We start from the raw sequence: 23,519 nt of genomic DNA, 5'->3' as shown, positions 1-23,519 counted from the left end.
CAATCCCGCATTGGGTTTCTGCCCCGTCGCGACATCAGACATCGCCTGGACTGACGTGACGTGGAACCCGTTTCAATCCCGCATTGGGTTTCTGCCCCGTCGCGACAGGGGGTAATATATCTTTCATAGGCCCTATAGATTGCGCTTGGTGAGTCATTCAAGAACTGTTCTTCGTGGACCCCTGCTGTACACAGAATTAAAAAAGGTCCACGAAGACTACCCTTAGATCACGTTCGATTGGTCATCGGGCGGGCCGGAACCGAGGTCAGTGATATCATCAAGACACGACTCGCATAAACGATACACTCGGATCCGATCACCGTCGCTCTCGTTGATTTGATTCGAAAGTTCGTCCTCTAACTCGACCCGTTCCGCCTTCGAAACATCAACCTCAAAGACGCTGTACTGCCGCCACGCGCCATACCGTTCGAGCGTCTGGTACACTCGGCGCCGGTTCGCGTCGTCACTAACATCATAGGTAATTGCGAGTCTCACCGACTGACCTCCAACGGGTGGTATGCATCAAGCTCCCCAGTGATCGCTTTTCGAAGGAGAATCGATTGCTGGTGGATCGCTTTTCGTCGGCTCACCTCGTACTCAAAATACGGGTGAGTCAGTGTCTCCTCCATGTACGCGTCGAACTTCGAGAGGTATGTCTGGAAGGCTTCGTCACGAAGGTGATTGTCGTCTCGGAAGTCGTCGTGGCTGAACGTTCCACGGTTCACCACACGCGTAACGAACGAGTCACAGAACAGCGGCCGAAACTCCTCCTGAAGGTCAAGCGCCAGTGATGGTCGTCCATGGCGGTCAGCATGCAGGACTCCAAGGAACGGGTCAAGGTTGTAGCTCCGGAGCCCAGTGAGCACCTCGTTTTTCATCATCACATAGGTCAGCGATAACAGTGAGTTGATGTGATCTTCTGGTGGACGCTTGCTCCGCGTCTCGAATGTCCACCCCTCTACTAATGTCTCGTCGAGCCGGTCAAAATACCGTTCGGCGGCCTCACCTTCGGTTCCGCGGAGATCATCTTTAGACTCTGCTTGGGTGGCACGCTCACCTAAGTCTCGTAAAACGTCCGTGCCAGCGACGCTCTTCCGTGAGAGTAGTGTGCGTGCATTCCGTATTTTCGCCCGGATCATCGCTTTTGCAACCTCAAGTTCCATCTGATCGTCCAACGCGTACTGGGCACGTCGAACCTCAGCAATCGTGTTCCGCTCGGGAACGAAACTCCCCCGGTAGTTCCCGTTCTGGGTAAAGTAGTTGAGGACAATGCCATGTTCGTTCGCCTCGGCGACGAAGGGTGTAGAGAAGTTTACGCCACCGAAGACGTTGATGGTCTCTACTTTGGCAGTTGGAAAGGTTCCTAGTTCACCTTCACCACCATCGACATCGTGAACGACAATTTGACCACCGTCTGTTCGGACCTGTGTTCCCTGTGTGGTGACGTACACGACCGAATCCAGAAACATCCCGTCGCTGGCTTTCATAACTTGTCCCTCCACTCTTCGCTCGGCATTCGTTCGGGTTCAAGAAGGAGCGTTTCTCTGGGCATGCAATATGAGCGGGTCGAGCAACCATCGCATTTCTGAGGATTCTCCGTGATTGGCGGCACCTCATTCGTGTCAAGTGACCGCATGGCGTCTAATTGTTCTTGCACTTCGTCCCGGAGCTCGTCTGTAATCCTGATATGCATCCGCTGATCCGTTTCGTAAAGATAAATCGCGCCTTCACGAACTGGCTCGTCAAGATACGATTCGAGAAGCAAACAGTAGCCAGCAAGCTGGAGTTTGTCACTTTTGTAATACTCACCGCTTTCGGCACGCTTCCGTTCAATCGGGATCAGGTCCTCATTCAGTTCGAGTACGTCAATCTTCCCTTTCAGTCCAAGTTCCTCGTCTTCCAAGTAGAGTTCATTCAACCATCCACCACGAGTTGCTTGAGCCTCGTGCATCGACTTTCCCTCCGTTCGTTCGTAGTTGCGCCCCTGTGTATCGAAATAATGAAGATACCAGTACCGGCGTGGACAGTAGCTGAACTGGTTAAGATCAGATACGTTGATCATCTCCGGGGTCATAGCTGCCGACGCTCCAAGTTGACCGATGGCGGTCCTCCGCCATCCGTATCGACGTAAACAACATGTTGACCGTGTCGGACCTCAATCGGTTGGACAACCTCTGGTAGGTCAACCACGTTGTAAAACTGATTCATTAGTCCGTAATCAATGTCCGCGCTCTTGAGGTCGGCCGCAGAGATTTCTGGTCGAATCCATCCTTCGAACATCTCACGTACCTCGCGGTAAGAACCACTGTAGTCGAGCGGTCGGTTCTCGTACCCCGGAAATCGAGCCGAGATCGCAGCCAAACCGTCGCTGTCACGCCGAGATACAATTATCGTTTCGCTGTCTTCGATTTCTTGAATGTCGTAGTAGCGAAGCGTGGTAAGGAGATCGTACGTCGTGAGTGCGAGTCGATCACCTCTGGGATACCGGACGACCACCGGGAGTGACCGACCTCGAAGACTTCGGAATACCTCGAAGCAGTGTTCAGTGAATCTGAGCAGTTTGTGTGTCACACTATTGTTTGTGACAGGATGTCCAAACTCTCCCACACCGTCGAGGGTGTCCGAAACACCCCGTATGAACGCAATCCACTTATCGTACTCTGTGACAGACTCGAAGTCTTCACCGAGTTCCTCACCGAACCATTCAGTGCTTTCCATTCGTGTATGGATTGCATATGCGGCTCGTAGTCCCATGAGCGCCCGCAGCGTCGCGTGATCCTGTGCGGTGCTTCGACCATCACTGAGTCCCTCATAGACCGTTTCAACGAATTCAGGATAGCTCATCCGCTCTGGCCACGCCATCTCCCCCAACCCGAACACATGGATTGTTGCCTCACTTTCTCGGCCTGCTCGGCCAAAACGTTGGAGAAACGAGCTCGGAGTCGCTGGCGCCTCCATAAAGAGCATCTTGATGTCGTAATCAAGTCCGACTTCGCCCTTACTCGTCGTATTCAGGACGAAGAACGTCTCCGACTCAAGCTGTGCGTCAGGATCATTCGTGTCGAATCCGTTATCCTTCGCGGTATGCTCGAAAACGTCCTTGAATTCCTCTTTTAAGTACGTGTGGAAGTCGTTGCTCGCAGCGACACTATTGAATACGAGCGCGACCTGCGGTTTCTCCGTATCGTCTGTCTCTTCAATGAGTTCTCGGATTTGTGTTGCGACGGCCTCACGATCCTCGTTGATTGATCTTTCATTATGCCGCTCAACAACGACATCTTGTCGGAACTGATCGCCGCTTTCGTCGTACTCGACTGAAAGATCGTGGACTGGAACAGAGAGTTCCTCTGCGACAAATGAGACGAATGATTCGTTTGGCGTAGCCGACGCTAACAAGATGTCCATCGTCGGTCGCCGATCGAGAAAAATCTGAATCTGAAGCAGAAGTCCACTTGCAGCGAGATCCCCGTAGAAGTGAAACTCATCGTAGATGACTGCATCAAATCGATCAAAGAAGGACATCGGTTTCGTCGAACCGCGGTACATGTCCTGAAGGATCGCTTGGAGGATATCTGGATTCGTAACAACGACATCGTGCCCTGCAAAGCGGTCGGCAAATTGGAGTAGATTCTCTACCCGTTCATCACCATGACCCGACAGTGTATCGGCATTGAGTCGAGCGATATCAACTTCCTCTCTTTCGAATCTCGTCGCTTGCTGGCTGAGCAGCGCATTCGTTGGGTAGACAACGAGTGTGAGTTCGTTCTCGTCGATCACCTCGTGGAACGTCGCGGTTTTCCCCGCCCCTGTTGGTGCTCGGAGTACACCTACTGGTTTTGAATTCGAATCCCGGGCCCATTCTGCCGTCCGATTCTGGAAGGCTCGTGCGTGCTTGAATCCACGTTGTTTGAATCCCTCAGTCGGTGGCTCAGTAGCGAGCGAAGCACCTTCGACAATCACGTCACCACCTCTGGGAGCACGACCGGAAGAATCTGCTCGCGGACGAATTCCGGATCTGCCCCCACAAAGTGTTGAAGACGAGGGTCGTTCCCTCGACGGAAAGATTCACTGCGTTCAAGCAACTCGCTCAGTTGTTCACTGGGGAGTTCGTACACCTCTTCTAACAAGTACTTGTTGAGGACCAGCTGGTTGAGATCGATCTTTCGTGCCCGGAACTCACCAGTCTGTTTAATCCCCATCCGGAAGGATGGACGCTCGGGAAGTGGGGTGGCGCTCCAGAGTGTAAATTCAAACGTCGAACCCGCCGCAAGTCCCTGATAGTTGCGAATTGTTTGCCATGCAGCACCTGACCGCTCGAGGATTTCTGGAACAGACTTTTTCCCCGTCACTCGTTCTGCAACATCTGGATCATTCGTCGTGAAGTGCCGTTCAGAGCGATAGTCCGTGCTTCGAAACGTTCGCTCACCGGCATCAACTGTGACTGGCCGCATGTCGGTGACGAATATGGGCAGTTCACGGAGATGATCGTACGAGGGCTCAGTTGCCTCCTCTCCAGTGAGTGCATACCGCTTCTCCAGCCCAAAGTAGCGGTATCCGAGCGCGTGCATGAGCGCAGTTGCCGAAAGCATCGGCTCTGTCCTGATTGAACGCCCCTCAGCGCTTGAATAGAACAATGGGGCATACAAGCGAGCTTCGTAGGTCTGTTCAATCATCTTCTCCGAAGATATCCATGGCAGAGTCCATGAGGTTGCGGAATTCGGTAGTAAGAACCTCGTCAGCGTCTTCTGCTTCCCGGCTAGCAACTGCTCGGAGTCGGTCGTACCAGTCTGGGAATGGTTCTGCCCTCTGGAGATCACCGTAGACCTCCCAGTCAGAGCGGCGCACGTCGTCGACGTACGTGCCTATGCTTTCAATCAGATCGTTATCCTCGCCGTGATACTCCATTAGCAGCTCCCCAGTCGAGAGCGAGGTGTCATGATCGCCGAGAACAACACCAAGTACCGAGTTTCGAACGTTCCGCCCGGTACGAGTCTCTCGGGCTCCGTATCGCCCGGTGTTGAGGAGATTATGGAGAGTATACAGCAGCATTGGGCCGGTCGCTGCTTCTAGCGTGATGAAGTGTACCAGTGAATTCCCCGGCTGAACCTTCACGTAATCGAAAAGGGCCTCGGACTGATCACCCTCTTCGTTGCGCATCGTTCCGGACTCATACACAGCGTTCCTGGTTTCCTTGTTCATCAGATCGTACTCCTCGGTCGTATACGTATAGCCCTCTATGACTCTGGATTTAATTGCGAAATCTTGGTCGCCAGTCCCGGCAAGCCCATATGTGAGTGTGCCAATATTTATGGATTCGACCAAGTCGGCTGGCTCGTTATACGTGTATTCTTCGTCGACAAAATCGTCGTCGAGACTTCGGAGCAGATCAAGCCCAGTCAATCGTTCTTTGCTCGTGAACTTTTCTCCGTTAACCTGCGCATGGAGCTGGTTGCCGAATTGCTGTGTCTCGGCCCGATCGGTACTTGAGTTTCGGAACAGAGTCGGTTCGGTAATTTCCCGCTCGACGATGAGCGTGACGCTCGGCTTCTGCGTGCGGTAGATTTCGAACGAGTCAACAAGGCCGGTGGTAGGGTACGTAAGTGACATTGGTTTTGTCGATGTTTGGTGTTAGTTCGCGGGCGCTTCCTCAGTATCCGACTCGGTTTCAGTGTCCTCGTATAGCACCTGCTCGTAGGCGTACAGATACGAGTTGACGAGTGAATTCTCCCAATCTGAGAGTTTCTTTAGCGTGTACAGGTCATTCTCAACGAGATACGACTTGACGGCAGTGACAAATGCTTCGGCCTGTTCAGGCGTAGCATAGCCGGCATAATCCTCACGATCGGCTGCAGTGTATACCTGCGCTTCGACGTACTCAAGTAGGTCTTCTTCCTCCATCTGCTGATTTTTCCCGCTGAGGAACGCATCGATGGCTGCGCGGAAGATTTTTGTTTTCTTGTACTTGCTGTCGAACTGTTTGCCGAACAGGTCAATCCCTCTTCGGGCAACGGTTTTCATATTCATGAATTGGTCTGTGTGGTATGCTTCGAGGTATGATTTCAGATCTTGCAGTCGAGTTGCATTGTCGTGGTTCCGAACCACGAAGTCGGTCAGCGAGTGGAACGTGTCTCGGTCAAGTTGAAGATAGGGATTGGTCATTCCCGACTCATATCCGACTGTCGCGATGAGTTTGTGCAACGCGAGCGAGCGACGCAAGTGGGAGTCACGTTCATCCTCATCTCGATTAATGAACGATGGTAGCGGACCGAACCGTGCTGCTTCGTCAAGTCCAAGCAGTTCCTGCTCGCGAATCGCATCCTCGTCGATGAATGCTTTGGTCGTCCCTTCAAATCGAGTGAATGGCCTCCCGAGAACGACCTTCATGCCGACCTCTTGTGCTCGTTGCATGAGCTGACGAACGACAACCATCCGATGGTTCTTTTGGCTCATTGCAGGATGGCTACCGAACTTGAAAGGTTGGATGTAGTACTGTGGAGCAACCAGACTCTTCTGTACGGTAGTATCTCCCAGATCCAGCGTCTCACCCTGTTCGAACCCAATCTCACCGCTTCGGAGACGAATGTCTCCGAGGAAATCATCAAAGTAGTAATACGCGACGCCGATGTTGGCATTCAGGCTGACGCCTGCTCGGTCACATCGGTCGGACAGAAGCGCGTACTCAAGATTGCACACTTCACAGATTGATTTGTACTTCTCGTGGGGTGGCACACGTCTAGAGAACTCTTGCGTGCGGTATACGGCCGAGAGACCTTTTTGATATTTTGCCCCGGCTGGTGAACCACAAAGAAAGCACATGTCCTCTTTTGACGGAAGAGAGTTCGATTCAGACACTCCGAAGAATCGGTCAACTACCGTCCCGATCGCATCACTGGCTGGCTCGAGATCATCGTGCAGGTCTGGACGGACCTCGGTTGCAAGGTCATCTAAGAAGCCTCGATCCTCTTCGAAGTGTCGAATGAGGTGAGCAATGAAGTGGATCTTTACTTTCTGGGGACCTTGATTCTCGTAGATCTCGTCATAGATGTCCTGGATATCGGGATCAGAGAACTCTGACCGTCCATCGATGTAGATTGCCTTTGCGAGAATTCCAAAGTACTGGTCAAATGACTCCGGAATGCGCTCAAAGCCCTCAACACCTGCTGTACCGGCATGCAACAACTCGCGAAATTCCCCAGCAATCAGTTCTTCCTTTTGCTCGGGATCGAGAGCGAACTCAGCAAGAATATCGTAATCGAAAGAGTTCCAGTTCAATTTACACGAAAATGAATACCGATCAATGAGCCCCTTCCCAAGGTGTTGGCGGACACGATCTCGAAGTTCGCTACTGTCAATCGAATCACCGAGATATAACACCCGGTCAGGTGTGCTGCCAATAATGACCCCACACTCTTCACCATCGTCCTCGCCAGCGATGACCCCCTTTGTGTGTCCGATCAGTTCATCGTTGAGAACCGGCTGTTCAATGGCGGAGAGTTCAATGAGATGAATCTCGTCATCCCCGACTTTCTTTGCGAGGGTTTCGTATCCCCCTACAATTCCGTCACGGAGAATTACCGAAGCAACTTGATCGCCGAGACGACAGTATCTATCAAGTCCGACAAACTTCGAGTCGTGCCCGCGGGTTTCTCGGCTATCCTCGGTCAGTTCAGTACGCTGAACCAAATACAGCAGGTCATCACGATAGCCGTCTCCCAAGAATTCCTCGATACCAAAGTCATCGCCGCGCTCGAAATACGTCTCGAATGCTTCGCGGGAATTTCCGTCTGTCTCGATACCGTATGCCTCCTGTACATACTTGTTCGTGTCATGGAGTACAAGCGCGGCTGCAAGGACTTCGAGTTCCTCCTCCAATTCTGTGATATCCCGACCACCATCGACAGCCGTGTAGACAAAAGCGTTCACGCCGATTGTCATCGCGTTAAGCAGATGAGCAGCAAGTGAGGTGGTTTCGTCCGGTTCCGTCTTCGCATCGTACTCACCCGCCGCATCAAGTACGTTCCCTACGAGTGGCTTGCCTAGGAGGTACTCATGAGCGTATTGTGCCGCGCTGGCGGGTGTATCCATTCCACTCATTCCTGTATTTCAACCTCCACAGCTCCACACCCACGCGCAACACAGCTCCCGACGCCTGCATACTCGCCGAACTGAGCAAGCGCTGTAACCGCTGTGCGGACTGCCTCACTTGCATCCTTGAATTTGTACGTACAGGTGCCCGTGAATCCCTGGGCAAGAATCGGTGACCCATCTTCACCTCTGTTCACCAGCACGCTCCCGGTATCGTACGTGTATGCGTCAGGTTTCTCGATGAGGTTTGATTCGAAGTCCTTGCGTGTCATCCCAAGCTCACAACGGTCAACCGCATTTTCGGGGAGTGTCTTGTTCCAGCGACGAAGCAACGACCGGAACACTGTGCCTCGGTGGGGGAACATCGTCGTGATCTCATCCGCCTCTTCGATGCAGGTCAGTGTGCGAAACTGTATTTTGATCTCAAACGTCTCTGAGAGGTCATCGACAGTTACTGCTGCCGTCTCCAGTAGCTCTTCGTGGGTGGTGTTACTGCTCGCAAAGTCACGAACCCGTAATTGTCCTTCTGAGAGTTCGAGCGAGTCCCCACCGAAAACGAATGCATCTGCCAGCGCTTCAAAGACACTCTGGTCTGCAGGGTCGGTCACACCGAGTGAGAGCTGATACTTTTCGGACGGATCGACCCGCTTGTGGAATTTGCGGTCAGTGCCTCGAAACGTGCCCAGCAGACCGCTGTTATGGAGACTTCCCATATGGGTGTCATGTATATGCTCGCTCACGTCCGAAGCGACGTCATCAAGCGCCCCAAGCAGTGCCCCGTAAACTTGGTAGCCATCAGCACTCGGGACCACGAACGCCTCGGTCGGTTCAAGCGTCAGTTCGACCTGTCTCATCGCCCCCTCCGACTGGATTCCTGTGGTCTGTCTACTCGCACACCTCCCCTATCTATTGCATTGTAACTTTAAATTTATCCAAGATATGATATGTGTGCAAATGTCTGCGATTATATGAGGACGTTTGCAGATTCATGCGACAGAACCGTTTAGGCGCAGGCGACTGTCGTGTGCATATGAGAACCTACGTCTCTACAATCGGTTATTACGACACACGGGTGGTACGGCCGGTGTTAGACCACGGATTAAACGCTGGGGACACAGTCGTGCTGCTCCGGCCGTACAATGACGATTCAGACGGGGATAGCGCGGTAGCAGATGTCAAGCAAATCTTCTCTGAACTTGGGCCAGATGTGGATGTCGTTGTTGAGCAGATCACATATGACGACTTTTCGACTTCGGTCACGGAATGTGTCGATGTACTCGCTGCAGCTGAAGGGGAGACGATTGCAAACTTTGGCGGGGGTCCGCGGGAGATTTTCTTAGCGTTCACGATTGCTGCATTGGTCACCACAGACCAGATCGACACGGTATTACAGTTCACTGATATCGATGGAGAGGTGCGACAGCTCCGACTACCGGAATTGATGACATCGCCGCCCTCGAAAACCCACACGACGCTGCAAACCGTCGCAACAGCAGGCCAGGAGACGACACTTCCAGAGATCGCAGAACAGAGTGGACAGTCTCGAAGTACTGTCGGTCGGCATCTTGATGCGCTTGAATCGGCCGGTGCTGTCAAAACAGAAAAGCGAGGGAAGACAAGACATGTTCAATTGACGCTGGGAGGGCAACTTCGGTTTGCTCGACTTGATTGATTCGTCGACCTTTTTGAAGGTCGTGTACGGCGGGGGTCCACGATCAGTTGGGTCTTTCTCACCGATTATGCGAAAGTTATAGACTCTCTGGTTCCAAAATCACCCCCTGTCGCGACGTGGTAGAAACCCAGTGCGGGATTGAAACTATATGATGCCACAGGAGTCGCAGCGGTAGCCATGTCGCGACGTGGTAGAAACCCAGTGCGGGATTGAAACACGCCTGATGCAAACCGAACGCCACACCGACGGCGGTCGCGACGTGGTAGAAACCCAGTGCGGGATTGAAACCGGTCGGCGAGCGTGTCCTCGCCAGCCTGGCCGAGCGTCGCGACGTGGTAGAAACCCAGTGCGGGATTGAAACGGAGTTCGTGAACGGGACTGATAACTCAACATCCAGTCGCGACGTGGTAGAAACCCAGTGCGGGATTGAAACAGACACCCATGGATACACGGCCCGCCAGAAATCCTGTCGCGACGTGGTAGAAACCCAGTGCGGGATTGAAACACGTCGATGTCGACGCTCCCGACCGATGTCGAGACGTCGCGACGTGGTAGAAACCCAGTGCGGGATTGAAACGGTACACCCTGCCGGTCCACAGTACCAACAACTGGGTCGCGACGTGGTAGAAACCCAGTGCGGGATTGAAACTCGGCGGCCGTCTGCTTCGAAGCAGATTCACCCATGTCGCGACGTGGTAGAAACCCAGTGCGGGATTGAAACTGCATGACGGACGCAGCCGTTGTACTGCCAACGTACGTCGCGACGTGGTAGAAACCCAGTGCGGGATTGAAACTTCGCGCCGTCGGTCAGCTACGTCGCTGGCGAGGGCTAGTCGCGACGTGGTAGAAACCCAGTGCGGGATTGAAACGCGTTGTATCAGACGACACCGCCGACGCGAACGCCGAGTCGCGACGTGGTAGAAACCCAGTGCGGGATTGAAACAACTCTACCTCACTCACCGTCGCCACCTCCCGAGGTCGCGACGTGGTAGAAACCCAGTGCGGGATTGAAACACGGCGATGGAGCGTGACGGGTCGGACCCGCGAGCCGTCGCGACGTGGTAGAAACCCAGTGCGGGATTGAAACCGTGGGGATGAGTGACGATACCGCCGAATCCGCCCTGTCGCGACGTGGTAGAAACCCAGTGCGGGATTGAAACATATCGGAACTGGAGCACTGCAGCAAACCGCCAAGGTCGCGACGTGGTAGAAACCCAGTGCGGGATTGAAACATGACGGTCGGCCGCTCGTCTAAGTCCTCGGCAAGCTGTCGCGACGTGGTAGAAACCCAGTGCGGGATTGAAACTGCGCCATGAGGTTTTGTCCGGACTGCGGGGCACGGTCGCGACGTGGTAGAAACCCAGTGCGGGATTGAAACGACACGACCGTCTTCGCCGCGCCGAAGGCCGCCGGTCGCGACGTGGTAGAAACCCAGTGCGGGATTGAAACAGGTTGCCGGATGACGACGTGTCGACGATGAGTTCGGTCGCGACGTGGTAGAAACCCAGTGCGGGATTGAAACCTGGTGGCGGCGTCGCCACTGGCTGGCATCGCGGCGTCGCGACGTGGTAGAAACCCAGTGCGGGATTGAAACAGTAGCGGTGGCTGACGATTCGGCAGTAGATCGGGTCGCGACGTGGTAGAAACCCAGTGCGGGATTGAAACCAAGCAAGCGAAACTATGCGTTAGGTGAGTTTAATTGTCGCGACGTGGTAGAAACCCAGTGCGGGATTGAAACACGGCGTGACCTATGTTGTCGGTTCAAGCGTTGAATGTCGCGACGTGGTAGAAACCCAGTGCGGGATTGAAACGCTCATCCTGGAGGATATACGATCATGAACCTACAAGTCGCGACGTGGTAGAAACCCAGTGCGGGATTGAAACAACTCGATGATGATGTCCCGCTCGCTTGCCCACTCGTCGCGACGTGGTAGAAACCCAGTGCGGGATTGAAACTAGACGGCTGTCGAGGGGTCAAGACTGACCGGGAGGTCGCGACGTGGTAGAAACCCAGTGCGGGATTGAAACGCTGGGGATTCAGCTCAATCGCAGAGCCGTGTTTTATCATTTGTACTTTTGAAAACGTAGAAACAGGCCTCCAATTTTCACTTTCACTCTGGATGGCTCGCCCTTTTTATTGAACCTCAGTATTCCTCTAACAAGCGATGATCACTGACGCCAGAGCACTCCGGCCCGAGTACGTCCCAAGAGATCTCCACCATCGCGACGGACAGATAGACCATCTCTCTTCGGTTCTTGCACCATCACCTCTAAACCGTACCGAGGATATCTGTCTATTCGGACCCAGCGGCGTCGGAAAGACCACGATTGCGAAGTTCGTTCTCGGCCAGCTTGAAAGGGAGATGCTGGATCTTCGGTGGGGATACGTGAACTGTATGCGCGACAATAGCGCAAGCGCAGTACTGCACGAGTTCGCCCGCGAGGTCGGTATCGGTTCCGACCTCCGGAGAGAGGGAACCCCACGCTCGGTCGTGATCGACCGGCTTCGCAATCGTGACGAGCAGTTCATTGCCGTCCTCGACGAGGTCACCGTTCTCGATGAAGAGATTTTGCTCGCTCTCTACGAGGTACCGAATGTTTCGTTGATCTGTATCACAATTAAGGAGGACCAGTGGATGACATCGCTGGGACAGGCTGCCGCTTCTCGGATGCATAGCGCTGCGACCGTTCGCTTGGACAAGTACAGCCATGCCGAGCTTGTGGATATCCTCGATGCTCGTGTGACCCACGGCCTGGTGTCTTCGCGCGTTGATGACAACGCTGTTGAGTATATCGCGGACATTGCGGCTGGGAACGCTCGTGACGGTATCGCCCTATTGCGACGGGCCGCCGCCCACGTCGAGGAAAACGAGATGCGTGAAATGACGACAGAGGTCGTTGACGCGATCTCCGACGATGCACAGCGTGAGGTCACACAGCGGAAGATTCGTACGCTCGGCACACATCAACGACTCTTATTCCGGATCGTTCGGCAGGCTGGCGAAATTGATGTTGGGACCTTGCACGCTCGCTATGAGGAACAGATCGATTCTCCGAAAGCTCGGACGACCCGGCGGCGATATCTGCGGAGTCTGAAACAGTACGAACTCATCGCCGACGAAGGAAACGGACGTGGGAAGTCGTACCGATCGCTGGTCTGACTTCCGGTCATTTTCCAATCGCAAGACGGCGGCGCTTCCAACTTTTTCCGGTCATTTTCCAGCCATCGGCTATTTTTGCACGTTACACGGGTCTCAGATGGATTCATATCTTGTGTACGTGGCTGAAAACTATTTCCGGTCACTGCCGCCCCAGTCCTTTTACATACCACATCGTCGCCACGAGTATGCAGCGTACACAAGCACCTGACCGGGTCGAGAGCGAGACCATCGACGGCAAAGACACGAAACTCTACATCTACTACAGCGACCCCGAGTACAACGGTCGGATCGAAGTCAAGCGCGACGAATCGTGGGAGTTTGGCGTCGATGGCGAAGCCGTCGCCACGCTACTCTCGACCAGCGTGGTGGCAGACGATCTGCTCAGTGACCCCGAGCTTCCCGAGTGGTTGATCGAGTCGCTGCTGGGGTTAGGCGTCGAGGAGATTGAGGGGGAGGCATGAACCATATTTCACAGGCAAATCCCGATGCGAACCTTCCCGATCTGGAACGGGGCCTGACGCTGCTGGAGACACCGGACCCCCGGTCGACAGCGCTTCACCAGCTGGCCCTCGATACCGTCCAGCAGGCCGACGGTGTTGCCTACTGGGTGGATGCCCGGAACACCAGCTCGTCGTATACGCTCCACGAGATGGCTCCCCACCGTCGGCTCCTGCGGCGGATTCGCCTTGCGCGGGGCTTTACGGCCTACCAGCACTTCCAGATAGTCCGACGCGTCATCAAGCAAGCCTCCGCGCGGACCGGCTGCATCATCCTGCCGAATCTGGCGTCGCTGTACCGTGACGAGGACGTACCGGCCCACGAGGCCGAACCGATGCTTACCGCGGTCCTCAATGCACTCGCTGAGGTGGCAGCGGTGTACAAGATTCGGGTTCTCGTGACTGATGCGGCCGACGATGCTCTCACCGAGATGGTAGTGGAGCGAGTCGAGACTGCCTACGAGTGTGAGCGGACGCCGATGGGCTACCGCTTCGTCGGAGACGACTACGAGACGACCGTCTACTTGGCGGATGGATACTGGCAGACAACGATTCCCTACTGGGTCGATCTGCTCGGTGTCGCGGAAGAACAGGCCGACACCGCTGGAATCGGTCCGATTACGCCGGCCACGATGGGAGGGGCCTGATGGGGCGAACCAATCCGACCTATCGGGATTTCCTCGGGCAGTTCGAGGACCGCTGCCAGCCGTTTCGGCGGGCGCTCCGACGGGAGTATCAGCCTGCCTTCGACGCGGTGTTTGAGCAGGCGAACCACCACGCCGACGCCGCCGGCTACCTCAACAGTACCGACCCCGAGTTCGCTGTGCTCCTGTCGGTGTTGGTCGCCCAGCAGCGGGAACTACAGACGCTCCGTGAGGAGGTCCAGAACTGACCCATGCCACTCCTCACCTGCGAGTTTCGAGCTGAGGGGGTTCGAGAGTGGCACGTCACCAGCGACGGCGTCGAGCGTCGGCTCAACACTGACTACGAGCCCGCGCTGCTGGTGGCGGGCGATAACCTGGATGCGCTTCGGGATCGGCTTCAAACAGACCCGAAGGTCACCAACACTTGCTACGAGGAATGGTTCACTTCCTTAGGTTCGGAGGCGAAGTCGACTGTCCTTCGTGTCGGTCTTGAGTGGGCGACAGAGGTTCGAACGCTGGCCCACGAGATCCGACGGCTGTACGAAATTGAGCAGTTCCATCCCGGAGCGTTCCGATTGTTCAATGTTGACCTCGCGCCGCAGTTCCGGTACTGCGTCGAGACGGGCACTTCCCCGGTTCCGGAGCGCGACCTCCGCGTTCTGAACCTCAGTATCCCGGAGACTGCGCTCCGTGATCAGGACGTGACGGCGCTGACCGTCGACGGGTCGCGGCTTGGGGACAGCCCGGCAGCAGTTCTTGGGGCGCTGGACGAGCGAGTGCGGACTGTGGACCCCGACGTGTTGTGCTGTTCAACGGCCCGCATCGTTCCGTTCTGTCACGATCAGGCCAGCGAGCACGGTCTCGATGACTTCCGGCTGGGTCGGGCAGACGGCTACGAGAAGCTCGCCGGGGCCAGCACCTACGAGAGTTACGGGCAGGTCGGGCACTCGCCGGCTCGCTATCGCGTGCCGGGCCGGGCCGTCGTCGACGAGACTAACTCGTTTCTGTTGGACGAGTCTGGCATCCCAGGACTGCTCGACCTCGTCGAGCGGTCCTGGCGGCCGCTTCAGGAGACCGCCTGGGGGTCGATTGGGACGATACTGACGGCGATTCAGGTCCGCAAAGCGCTCCAGCGGGATGTGCTGATTCCGTGGAACAAGTGGGAACCGGAGCAGTTCAAAACGGTCGCGACGATTCACGAAGCCGACCGTGGCGGGTTCACCTTCGCGCCGGATGTGGGGATGCACGAGGATGTCGTCCAAATTGATTTCGGGTCGCTGTACCCGAACATCATGTGCGAGTACAACATCAGCCCGGAGACGGTCTGCTGTGACTGTCACGACACCGAGGACGTGCCGGGTATCGGGTATAGCATCTGTGACCAGGACGGGTTCATTCCTGACGTTCTCCGGCCGATTATCGATGACCGGGCCGCGATTAAATCGGAGATCGCGTCGACGAGTGATTCGGAGCGGCGGGAAGCTCTCCAGGCGCGGTCGGATGCGCTGAAGTGGATTCTGGTTAGTTGCTTCGGCTATCAGGGTTATCGGAACGCCAAATTCGGCCGCATCGAGTGCCACGAGGCAATCAACGCCTACGCTCGGGAGATTCTGCTGGACGCGAAAGAGACGCTCGAAGCCGGCGGCTGGCGAGTCGTTCACGGCATCGTCGACAGTCTCTGGGTCCAGCCCGTCGACGGGGAAGCCCAGACACAGATTCCGGAACTGTGTGAGCGCATCTCCGAGCGCGAATCTATCCCGCTGGAACTGGAGGACCGGTACGACTGGATTTGCTTCGTTCCGCTCAGTGATTCCGAGGCAGGGGCGCTCACGAAGTACTTCGGCCGCGTGGCGGGTGCGGAGGAACTCGTCACGAAAGGCATCGAGGCGGTCCAGCGGAGTACCCCGTCGTTCGTCGAGGCGCTCCAGCGTGACCTCATCTGGACGCTCGACCGTGAGCAGGCGCCGGAGGCCGTTTGTGAGCGGCTGTATCGTGGTATCCAGACGCTGGAAGCGGGCAATGTCGACCCGCAGGACTTGTTGATTCGAAAGCGCGTCTCCAAGGCGGTCGAAGACTACGACCAGCGAACACAGACCGTCGCGGCGCTCCAGCGGGCGAAGGAACAGGGGCTCCCGCGCCACCCCGGACAGGACGTGGAGTACGTGGTCGTCGACGACGACCGGCGTTCGAAGGAGCGGGTGCAGTTAGCCCACGAGTCCCTCAGCGAGTACGATACAGAGTTCTACCGGACGCTGGCGCTTCGGGCCGGTGAGAGCGTGCTTCGACCGCTGGGCTGGGACCAGACTGATTATCGCCGCTATCTCCGTGGCACGACGACGCTTTCGTTGGAGGGGTTTCAGTGAGCGGCATGAGGCTGCAAAGCGACGCAGAGTCGCTACGCGTTGCGGTCGATACCCATCTCTCGGAGTTCCTCGTTCGTGGGTTCGCGACCGATCTGACCCTTGTGGAGCGCGACCGCTTCGTCGAGCATCTCCAGGGCGTGTTCGCGGGTGTCGCCCTGCGTGGTGACGCCAGTGTCGATGTGGGCGATGACCCAGCCGTCACCCTCGGGCCACATCCGGATTTCGTCCTCGTGGACATCTCCGTCGCGCGTCGAACTGGCCATACCTCTATTTGCCGTATCAGTGGGATAAGCGTTCGGCCAGCACGAGAGGAATGGGGATTGGGAGAACGGGAATCGGCCGCCGTCGGATGTGAGGGTGGCGATAACGGCCGATTACCCGCTCGGCAAGCAGAATGCTTTGTAGATAAAGCCTGTTTATTATTCCTAATCAGATTCGCTGGGACTCCCGGAATCACCACGAAGGTAAGAATCTCCTTTCTCGGTTATCCGATAATATCCTCGTTTAACCCTGTCAACGTACTCTTCTTCAACCAACACCGAGAGACGTCGGTTCACTTCGTCTCGGGATTTGTCGATATTTATCGCTATCACAGCAGGAGACAGTATCAATTCACTCTCCGAGAGGATCTCCAGGATGCGGTCATCGATAGGCAACTGCATCCACCCCGGCGGGTTCCGTTTTTGAGCCACTTTTTAGACGGTACAGAACACACCAACTTATCAGATTCCAATAATGGAAACGTGTGCTTAAGCACATGGATTCATGAGAACATTTATGTCCTAGTCTCATTAATCCATGTGGTAGAAGCCGATGCGGCGCTCACGGTGGTGGTCTGTTCCTCGGAAAACGGGGAGCGGCCCCCTGCTGGAGACAGAGAGGCCGCGTCGGTTGGCCAACCAACCGTGATGAACGCAACACACGGGGGCGACAAAAGCCTCCCGCACGATTCGAAGCGTTACGAACAGACTACCAAGTGGAAAGCAAATGTTACCTGTCCGTTCTGTGGCACTCCCGTCGATGGGCTCGCCGCAGACGACCGGACGACCATTGATCCCTGCGGCCACAGCGCGGCCGCGCTGACGACTGAGAGAGTTATGGAGCAAGCATGAGTGAAACCGACAGCGACGAGCAAACCGACAGCATCGGACTGCGCGACATCGAGGACATCGGTGTCGCCGACGGCGAGTCTTGGGCCGAGGCCGCGGCGCGACTCCGCAAGCGTGACGACGACCGCTGGCACTACTGTATCTGTGGCGCACGGTACCGTTCACGCGGTCCGGCGCTGCTGTGCTGTAGCGAGCGGTTCACCGATGAGGAGTTGATAGCTGACGGTGGTACGCCGACGGCCACAGAGACCAAACACTACGCCGACGGCTCGTTTGTCACCTGCCCCGACTGCGGTGGTGACCTGAAATACCAGAACCAAGAGGTCGTCATCTGTCTCGACTGTGACGCCGAGTTCAGCCACATCTACCACACCAACGGGACGAACGAACTGTTCCGAGCGCCTGACATGGAGCGGGTCACAACGGTCTACGACCCGGCCGACGACCAACGTGAGTCGGGAGGTGCATCGGCGTGACGGCCATCGATTGGCCCCCGGGATTCGACAGAACGCCTGAGCGCCGTCGTGAACCAAATCGGAACTTCGAGGCGTCCCTCGCACAGACGACCGAGGATCTCGCGACAGAGATGGACCGCCTCGACCCGTCTGAGTGGCGCGCGTCTATCGGGAGTTCACATACGAAGACGGACACGCTGCCACGGGCCAACGCCAGTCCCGATGATCCGGGGTTCGTCCTCCGCTGGACGAAGGACGGGCAACAGTTCGCTGTCGCGTGTGACCGCTATTCGCGGCTTCGAGACAACGTTCGCGAGGTCTACTTGTGGGTTCATGAGACCCGGATGCGGGGGAACCGCGCAGTCGTAACTGGTGAGAGCGAGTTCGCCGCGGCCCGACTCCCGGCCGGTGACGGTGAGACTGAGACGATTGCCGCGTCGCCACCGGCACACGAGGTCCTCGATGTCGCTCCGGACGCCCCTGACGGTGTCGTGGAAGCGGCGTTCCGTGAGAAGACGAAGGAGTTTCACCCGGATCACGGGGGGAGCTACGAGGAATTCAGACGACTCCAGAATGCGAAGGAGGCGATGGTCGATGACGCGTAATGCCACCCACGATAGGGGCTGTTGCAAAGCGTAGCGACTCGGCGGTTTCGGTCGGTTGGACTCACTGGTGGCGTTCCGGTTCGATTCCGGAAGGGTCCCTCGACAGCGAGCGCGTGTCAGATTGGTACCCTGGTCGCGCTCGCTGTCACCTTAGAGACCCATGCAAGAACACATAGAGCGCACAGTTGGTTGTTTCGGCCGTCGAGTAGCTGGAGGTGTCGGGGCGTGAGCGAAGACGAACCGGACGCCGACGAGCTGCTGGACGAACTACGAGAGATGGTCGACTCCAGCGCCGATCTCGACTCCGTCGAACCGCGCGAGGCATTCGACCTGTGGATGCAACAGCAGGAGATGGCCGACTCGACGGCCCAATCGTATCGCTATCGTGTCCAGCCGTTCTTGGAGTACTGTGACGAGGTTGGTATCGACGACCTGAGCGAGCTAACGACACGCGATATAAAAGAGTTCGAAGCCCGTCGCTGGGATTCGGACCTGCAGCGGAACACGCTGAACAACCAGTTCGGGACGCTCCGTCTGTGGTTCGATTACTGCCGGGACCTGAACGCGGTGTCGGAAGACGTGCTTCGGGCGTGGGAGGTTCCAGACCTCTCCAAGGAGGACCGGGTAAACACAGCGAAGCTCATCACCGACCGGGCTCAGGGAATTATCGACGAACTGGACCAGTTCAGATACGCTTCGCGGGAGCATGTTCTGATGCTCTTGCTGTGGCGGACGACCGCTCGAATCGGCACGCTCCGGTCGCTGGACCTGTGTGATGTATATCTCGATGATGAGGACGAGCAACGCCTTCGTACAGAACTCGAAAGAGAGGGTTTCGCTCCTCATGTCGTCGAGAGCATCCTCGACGAGGCGTCGCTACCTTTCCTGTATCCCCGGCATCGCCCAGAGTCTGAAACGCCGCTGAAGAACAAGGCCGGTGGTGAGCGTGTGATCAATATCGCCGATTGGGTGGCTGATGTTCTCCGCGCGTATCTCCGTGTCAACCGTTCAGATGTCGTGGATGAGTACGACCGTGAGCCGTTGTTCAGCTCGAAGAAGGGTTCGGGCAGATTGTCGAAGTCCGCGATGCGGAATTGGGTGTATGTCCTGACCCAGCCGTGTGAGTTTGGCGGTCCGTGCCCTCATGACCGAGACCCGGAGGAGTGTGAGGCTCGCGAACATGGTCAGGGGTCGAAGTGTCCGAGCTCGCGGAGCCCACATAAGATTCGCACCGGTGCGATTACCCATCATCGTGATCAGGGCTGGCCGACTCCAGATCTCGCTCAGAAGGCGAATACGAGTGAGGAGTTGATTGAGGGCGTCTACGACCAGCCGGAACAGCTTATTCGCGGTGCCTCACGGCGCGAACATCTGGATAAGCTCGACGATTCAGATATTAGTTAAGAATGATGATAGGTAAGGCAAGTGTAAAGGGTAGAAATACATGGAAATCGCCCGACAGCGCGGCATTGTGCTCGGCGGTCCCACTTCAAAATTCTGCGTAAGGAATACAACTGGACAGCAGCGGTTTCATACGGGCCGCGAGGGTTGCGCTGCCACAGTGGTTGACGGAAGCGTCAAGCAGACACCCAAGGCGGAAGCAGAGGAAGGCTGACAGCCAAATTGTGATTTGTGCGGCCCTGCCAGAACGAGACCGATTTCCTCTACACTTTTGTAATGCCGATAGCAAGCGAGGGGTATGGGAAAGGCAAACGACGTAGACTACGCTGACCTGCACGACCCGAACGCAGAGTACACCATGCGGGAGCTCTCTGCGGAGACAATGGGCGTCACCGCCAAGCGCGGTGGCGGCCGTGACGTGGAGATCACAGACGTTCAGACGACGATGGTCGACGGGAACTTCCCGTGGACGCTCGTCCGGATCTACACCGACGCAGGCATCGTCGGTACGGGCGAGGCATACTGGGGCGCGGGCGTCCCGGAACTCATCGAGCGGATGAAGCCGTTCGTCGTCGGCGAGAACCCGCTGGACATCGACCGCCTCTATGAGCACCTCATCCAGAAGATGAGCGGCGAGGGGAGCGTCGAGGGCGTCACCGTGACGGCCATCGCTGGCATCGAGGTCGCACTGCACGACCTCGCGGGCAAGATCCTCGAAGTGCCGGCCTACCAGCTCCTGGGCGGCAAGTACCGCGACGAGATGCGCGTGTACTGCGACTGCCATACCGAGGAAGAGGCTGACGCCGACGCCTGCGCCGAGGAGGCGCGCCGCGTCGTCGACGAACTGGGCTACGACGCGTTGAAGTTCGATCTCGACGTGCCGAGCGGCCTCGAAAAGGACCGCGCGAACCGCCACCTCCGCCCGGGCGAAATCCGCCACAAGGCCGAGATCGTCGAGAAGGTCACCGAGGAGGTCAAAGACGAGGCCGACGTGGCCTTCGACTGTCACTGGACGTTCTCGGGCAGCTCCGGGAAGCGCCTCGCCGACGCCATCGAGGAGTACGACGTCTGGTGGCTCGAAGACCCCGTTCCGCCGGAGAATCTCGAAGTGCAGGAGGAAGTCACCAAGTCCACGACCACGCCGATTACCGTGGGCGAGAACCGCTACCGCGTCACCGAGGAGCGGCGGCTCATCGAGAACCAGGCCGTCGACATGATCGCGCCGGACATGCCGAAGGTCGGCGGGATGCGCGAGACGCGCAAGGTCGCCGATGTGGCGAACCAGTACTACATCCCGGTCGCGATGCACAACGTCTCCTCGCCGATTGCGACGATGGCGAGCGCCCACGTCGGGGCGTCTGTCCCGAACTCTCTCGCCGTCGAGTACCACTCCTACGAACTCGGCTGGTGGGAGGACCTAGTCGAGGAGACCGTCATCGAGGACGGCTACATCGAGATTCCGGAAGAGCCGGGTCTCGGTCTGACGCTCGATCTCGACGCCGTCGAAGAGCACGTCGTCGAGGGCGACACCGTCTTCGACGAAGCGTAAGTTCAGCCCCCCATCTGTTGGTGTTGACTGGGACGGCACCGGGTGACGTGGTGGTCACCCGATATCACGGCGGCACAGTTACGCCGCATCGAATTCGACGCCGGTGATCTCGAAGCGAGCACCGCCGGCGTCGCTTTCTGCGACCGTTATCGACCAGCCGTGGGTGTCGACGATCTCATCGACGATTCGGAGGCCGAACCCGGGACCCGAAGCCAGCGAGTACCCGCCCTCGAACACGTCCTCGCGCTCGTCGGCCGGAATCCCGACGCCGTCGTCCGCGACGTAGAAGCCGTCGTTCAGTTCGCCGACAGTTATCGTCAGGTCGGTGGCCGCTCCCTGCGACTGTGATATCGAGGTTGTCGCACGCTGCTCGCCGGTGTCTCCCTGTTTCTCGGTGTGTGGCGTTTGTCCATGTTCCACACTGTTGCGGATGAGGTTCTCGAACAGTTGCCGGAGCCGGCTGGGGGCCGCGCGGACCACGGCAGCGGTCCGTAGCTCCAGTGTCGCGTCGCCGGTCTCGACGGTTTGCCAGCACTGCTCGACGACGGTCTGGAGCGGCACTGACTCGCTGTCGAGCGCGGCCTCGCCGTTCCGGGCCAGCGACAGGAGGTCCTCGATGAGTTGGCCGATACGGTCGTGGGCTCGCTCGACTGCATCGAGATGCTCGCTGTCGTGTTCCATCTGTGCGAGTTCTAGCTGGCCCCGGGCGACGTCAAGCGGGTTCCGGAGGTCGTGACTGACGACGCTGACGAACTCGTCGAGGCGCTCGTTTTGTTGTTCGAGAGCCTGTTGACGGCTGTCGAGGGTAGAGATCTCCCGTCCGATACCGGCCACGCCGAGCGTCGAGCCGTCAGCAGCCGTTATCCGGCCGCCAGTGAATTCGTACGGGACTGTCGTTCCGTCGGCGGTCAGCAGGTCGGCTTTGAACGACGCCTCACCGGTCTCGAACGCCGTCTCAATACCTTGACGAACCGTCTCGCGGTCGGACGGGGCGAAGAGGGCTGTCAGAGCCATCGACTCGAGGTCAGCGTCTTCGTGCTCGGTGGCTGCCGCCAGTGCATCATTCCAGCGAACCAGATCGCCGTTCTCGTCGAGTTCATAGAACAGATCCGGCACTGCATCGACCGGCGCGTCGGGGCTATCCAGTTCCGTGACGCGTTCGGACTCGCGTCGCTTCCGCTCGGTGATGTCGCACGAGGCCCCGACGATTCTGGTGACTGTGCCGTCGTCGACGATCGGTTGCGCCTCGGCCCGCACCCAGCGCTGTTCGCCATCTGGTTTGGTAATACGGAATTCGAGGTCGACGGATTCGCCGGCGGACACGCGTTGCATCGCCTGCATGACTCTCTCCTGGTCCGTGTGGTGAATCGCTGTCATGAACTCTGCGGGGTCAGCCTGCAGGGACTCCACGGAGCGGCCGTAGAGCGTTTCGTATGCCGAATTGACGAACTGTAGCTCGGTCCAGTCCCCGGAGAACACCCACAGCAGTTCGTTCGACTGTTCCGCCAGTTCTGTGAGTTGCCGTCTGGTCCGGCTAGCGGTTTCTGTCGACTGGTGGTGTTCGACGAGCAACCGAATCCGATTGGCGAGGAGATCGCCACGCCCGAGAGCCGTGTCTCTGCTGAAAACGTCGGTGACTCCGTTCGAGACCGCGTCACTGGCGACGGATTCCGACTCGGTCAGCAGCAGTACCGGGACATTGCTATCCCGCTCGCGGACTATCTCAGCGAATTCACGGCCGGACCGGTCCGGGAGGTCGTCCGCGGTAACGATACCATCGATAGCGTTGTCTTCGAGACGTTCGAGCGCACTGTCAGCCCGGTCAGTCGTAGTCAGGGTAAGCGAGTCCGGGTCTCGTCCATCCGGGAACTCGACAGTCTCGTCGAGTAGCGGGGTGTCGTCCACCTGCAACACATGTATCGAATCCGTCGTCGCATATGTGTCAGCCATCTTGTGTAAGTGGAACTGCATCACCCCT

The 23,519-nt window shown here is 57.2% G+C and carries 22 protein-coding genes and 2 CRISPR repeat arrays (1 of these 24 cut by a window edge); of the genes, 11 read left to right on the top strand and 11 right to left on the bottom strand.

Annotated elements, in window-relative coordinates:
* Nucleotides 1–106: a CRISPR direct-repeat array (repeat unit 37 nt; unit sequence GTTTCAATCCCGCATTGGGTTTCTGCCCCGTCGCGAC) (it extends 2,534 nt beyond the left edge of the window).
* Nucleotides 107–222: 116 nt separating this feature from the next.
* From cas2 to cas6, 8 genes are read right to left on the bottom strand one after another with little or no spacing between them, the layout of a single operon-like run.
* On the bottom strand, nt 223–495 hold the full coding sequence (gene cas2 / locus SG26_RS14245) for a CRISPR-associated endonuclease Cas2 (protein WP_050037909.1): 273 nt from the start codon (nt 493–495) through the stop codon (nt 223–225).
* Entirely contained in the window at nt 492–1,487 is a 996-nt protein-coding gene (cas1, locus tag SG26_RS14240; RefSeq protein ID WP_050037908.1) for a CRISPR-associated endonuclease Cas1, read from the bottom strand. The genes cas2 and cas1 overlap by 4 nt, the downstream gene beginning before the upstream one ends.
* A complete protein-coding gene (gene cas4, locus SG26_RS14235; protein ID WP_050037907.1) occupies nt 1,484–2,074 on the bottom strand; it encodes a CRISPR-associated protein Cas4 in 591 nt (196 codons plus the stop codon). The genes cas1 and cas4 overlap by 4 nt, the downstream gene beginning before the upstream one ends.
* Nucleotides 2,071–3,960, bottom strand: coding sequence for a type I-D CRISPR-associated helicase Cas3' (cas3, locus tag SG26_RS14230; protein WP_050037906.1), 1,890 nt, complete (start codon nt 3,958–3,960; stop codon nt 2,071–2,073). The genes cas4 and cas3 overlap by 4 nt, the downstream gene beginning before the upstream one ends.
* Nucleotides 3,957–4,673, bottom strand: a complete 717-nt coding sequence (locus SG26_RS14225) for a hypothetical protein (protein ID WP_050037905.1) — start codon at nt 4,671–4,673, stop codon at nt 3,957–3,959. The genes cas3 and SG26_RS14225 overlap by 4 nt, the downstream gene beginning before the upstream one ends.
* Nucleotides 4,666–5,607, bottom strand: coding sequence for a type I-D CRISPR-associated protein Cas7/Csc2 (gene cas7d / locus SG26_RS14220; RefSeq protein ID WP_050037904.1), 942 nt, complete (start codon nt 5,605–5,607; stop codon nt 4,666–4,668). Before cas7d ends, SG26_RS14225 begins: the two co-directional genes overlap by 8 nt.
* Nucleotides 5,608–5,628: 21 nt before the next feature.
* Complete coding sequence (locus tag SG26_RS14215) at nt 5,629–8,094, bottom strand: hypothetical protein (protein ID WP_228841560.1); 2,466 nt, start codon at nt 8,092–8,094, stop codon at nt 5,629–5,631.
* Nucleotides 8,091–8,939: a CRISPR system precrRNA processing endoribonuclease RAMP protein Cas6 gene (gene cas6, locus SG26_RS14210; protein WP_050037903.1), complete on the bottom strand. Its 849-nt coding sequence runs from the start codon at nt 8,937–8,939 to the stop codon at nt 8,091–8,093. The genes SG26_RS14215 and cas6 overlap by 4 nt, the downstream gene beginning before the upstream one ends.
* Before the next feature lie 176 nt (nt 8,940–9,115).
* Between cas6 and csa3 the strand changes: the two genes are divergently transcribed.
* The 6 genes from csa3 (at nt 9,116) to SG26_RS14180 (ending at nt 16,422) form a co-directional block, all read left to right on the top strand.
* Nucleotides 9,116–9,757 (top strand): CRISPR-associated CARF protein Csa3, encoded by a 642-nt coding sequence (gene csa3, locus SG26_RS14205; protein WP_050037902.1) that lies wholly within the window; start codon nt 9,116–9,118, stop codon nt 9,755–9,757.
* A gap of 108 nt (nt 9,758–9,865) precedes the next feature.
* A CRISPR array of direct repeats spans nt 9,866–11,785; the repeat unit is 37 nt; unit sequence GTCGCGACGTGGTAGAAACCCAGTGCGGGATTGAAAC.
* A gap of 137 nt (nt 11,786–11,922) precedes the next feature.
* Nucleotides 11,923–12,918 (top strand): Cdc6/Cdc18 family protein, encoded by a 996-nt coding sequence (locus SG26_RS14200; protein WP_050037901.1) that lies wholly within the window; start codon nt 11,923–11,925, stop codon nt 12,916–12,918.
* A 185-nt stretch (nt 12,919–13,103) separates the two neighbouring features.
* Nucleotides 13,104–13,379, top strand: a complete 276-nt coding sequence (locus tag SG26_RS14195; protein ID WP_050037900.1) for a hypothetical protein — start codon at nt 13,104–13,106, stop codon at nt 13,377–13,379.
* Nucleotides 13,376–14,062 (top strand): hypothetical protein, encoded by a 687-nt coding sequence (locus SG26_RS14190; protein WP_050037899.1) that lies wholly within the window; start codon nt 13,376–13,378, stop codon nt 14,060–14,062. The genes SG26_RS14195 and SG26_RS14190 overlap by 4 nt, the downstream gene beginning before the upstream one ends.
* Nucleotides 14,062–14,307 carry a hypothetical protein gene (locus SG26_RS14185; protein WP_050037898.1) on the top strand — a complete coding sequence of 82 codons (246 nt, stop codon included), beginning with the start codon at nt 14,062–14,064 and terminating at the stop codon, nt 14,305–14,307. Before SG26_RS14190 ends, SG26_RS14185 begins: the two co-directional genes overlap by 1 nt.
* Before the next feature lie 3 nt (nt 14,308–14,310).
* Entirely contained in the window at nt 14,311–16,422 is a 2,112-nt protein-coding gene (locus SG26_RS14180) for a type B DNA-directed DNA polymerase (protein ID WP_050037897.1), read from the top strand.
* A 32-nt stretch (nt 16,423–16,454) separates the two neighbouring features.
* Here SG26_RS14180 and SG26_RS14175 read toward each other — a convergent pair whose 3' ends face one another.
* Both SG26_RS14175 and SG26_RS20765 read right to left on the bottom strand, forming a co-directional pair.
* A complete protein-coding gene (locus SG26_RS14175) occupies nt 16,455–16,685 on the bottom strand; it encodes a type II toxin-antitoxin system HicB family antitoxin (RefSeq protein ID WP_050037896.1) in 231 nt (76 codons plus the stop codon).
* Nucleotides 16,686–16,847: 162 nt separating this feature from the next.
* On the bottom strand, nt 16,848–17,084 hold the full coding sequence (locus SG26_RS20765) for a transcriptional regulator (RefSeq protein WP_079980828.1): 237 nt from the start codon (nt 17,082–17,084) through the stop codon (nt 16,848–16,850).
* 138 nt (nt 17,085–17,222) lie between these two features.
* Here SG26_RS20765 and SG26_RS14170 point away from each other — a divergent pair, with 138 nt between their 5' ends.
* From SG26_RS14170 to SG26_RS14150, 5 genes are all read left to right on the top strand, one after another.
* Nucleotides 17,223–17,534 carry a hypothetical protein gene (locus SG26_RS14170; protein ID WP_050037895.1) on the top strand — a complete coding sequence of 104 codons (312 nt, stop codon included), beginning with the start codon at nt 17,223–17,225 and terminating at the stop codon, nt 17,532–17,534.
* Nucleotides 17,531–18,007: a hypothetical protein gene (locus SG26_RS14165; protein WP_050037894.1), complete on the top strand. Its 477-nt coding sequence runs from the start codon at nt 17,531–17,533 to the stop codon at nt 18,005–18,007. Before SG26_RS14170 ends, SG26_RS14165 begins: the two co-directional genes overlap by 4 nt.
* Entirely contained in the window at nt 18,004–18,591 is a 588-nt protein-coding gene (locus SG26_RS14160) for a J domain-containing protein (protein WP_050037893.1), read from the top strand. The genes SG26_RS14165 and SG26_RS14160 overlap by 4 nt, the downstream gene beginning before the upstream one ends.
* Before the next feature lie 225 nt (nt 18,592–18,816).
* Nucleotides 18,817–19,995, top strand: coding sequence for a site-specific integrase (locus SG26_RS14155; protein WP_050037892.1), 1,179 nt, complete (start codon nt 18,817–18,819; stop codon nt 19,993–19,995).
* Between the two features lie 295 nt (nt 19,996–20,290).
* Nucleotides 20,291–21,541 carry a mandelate racemase/muconate lactonizing enzyme family protein gene (locus tag SG26_RS14150; RefSeq protein ID WP_014040150.1) on the top strand — a complete coding sequence of 417 codons (1,251 nt, stop codon included), beginning with the start codon at nt 20,291–20,293 and terminating at the stop codon, nt 21,539–21,541.
* 78 nt (nt 21,542–21,619) lie between these two features.
* Here the strand turns inward: SG26_RS14150 and SG26_RS14145 are convergent, their stop codons facing one another.
* Nucleotides 21,620–23,491 (bottom strand): PAS domain S-box protein, encoded by a 1,872-nt coding sequence (locus SG26_RS14145; protein ID WP_050038291.1) that lies wholly within the window; start codon nt 23,489–23,491, stop codon nt 21,620–21,622.
* Between the last annotated feature and the right edge of the window lie 28 nt (nt 23,492–23,519).

The sequence above is a fragment of the Haloarcula sp. CBA1115 genome (assembly GCF_000827835.1).
Lineage (GTDB): Archaea > Halobacteriota > Halobacteria > Halobacteriales > Haloarculaceae > Haloarcula > Haloarcula hispanica.
This window is presented reverse-complemented; position numbering and strand designations above follow the sequence as displayed.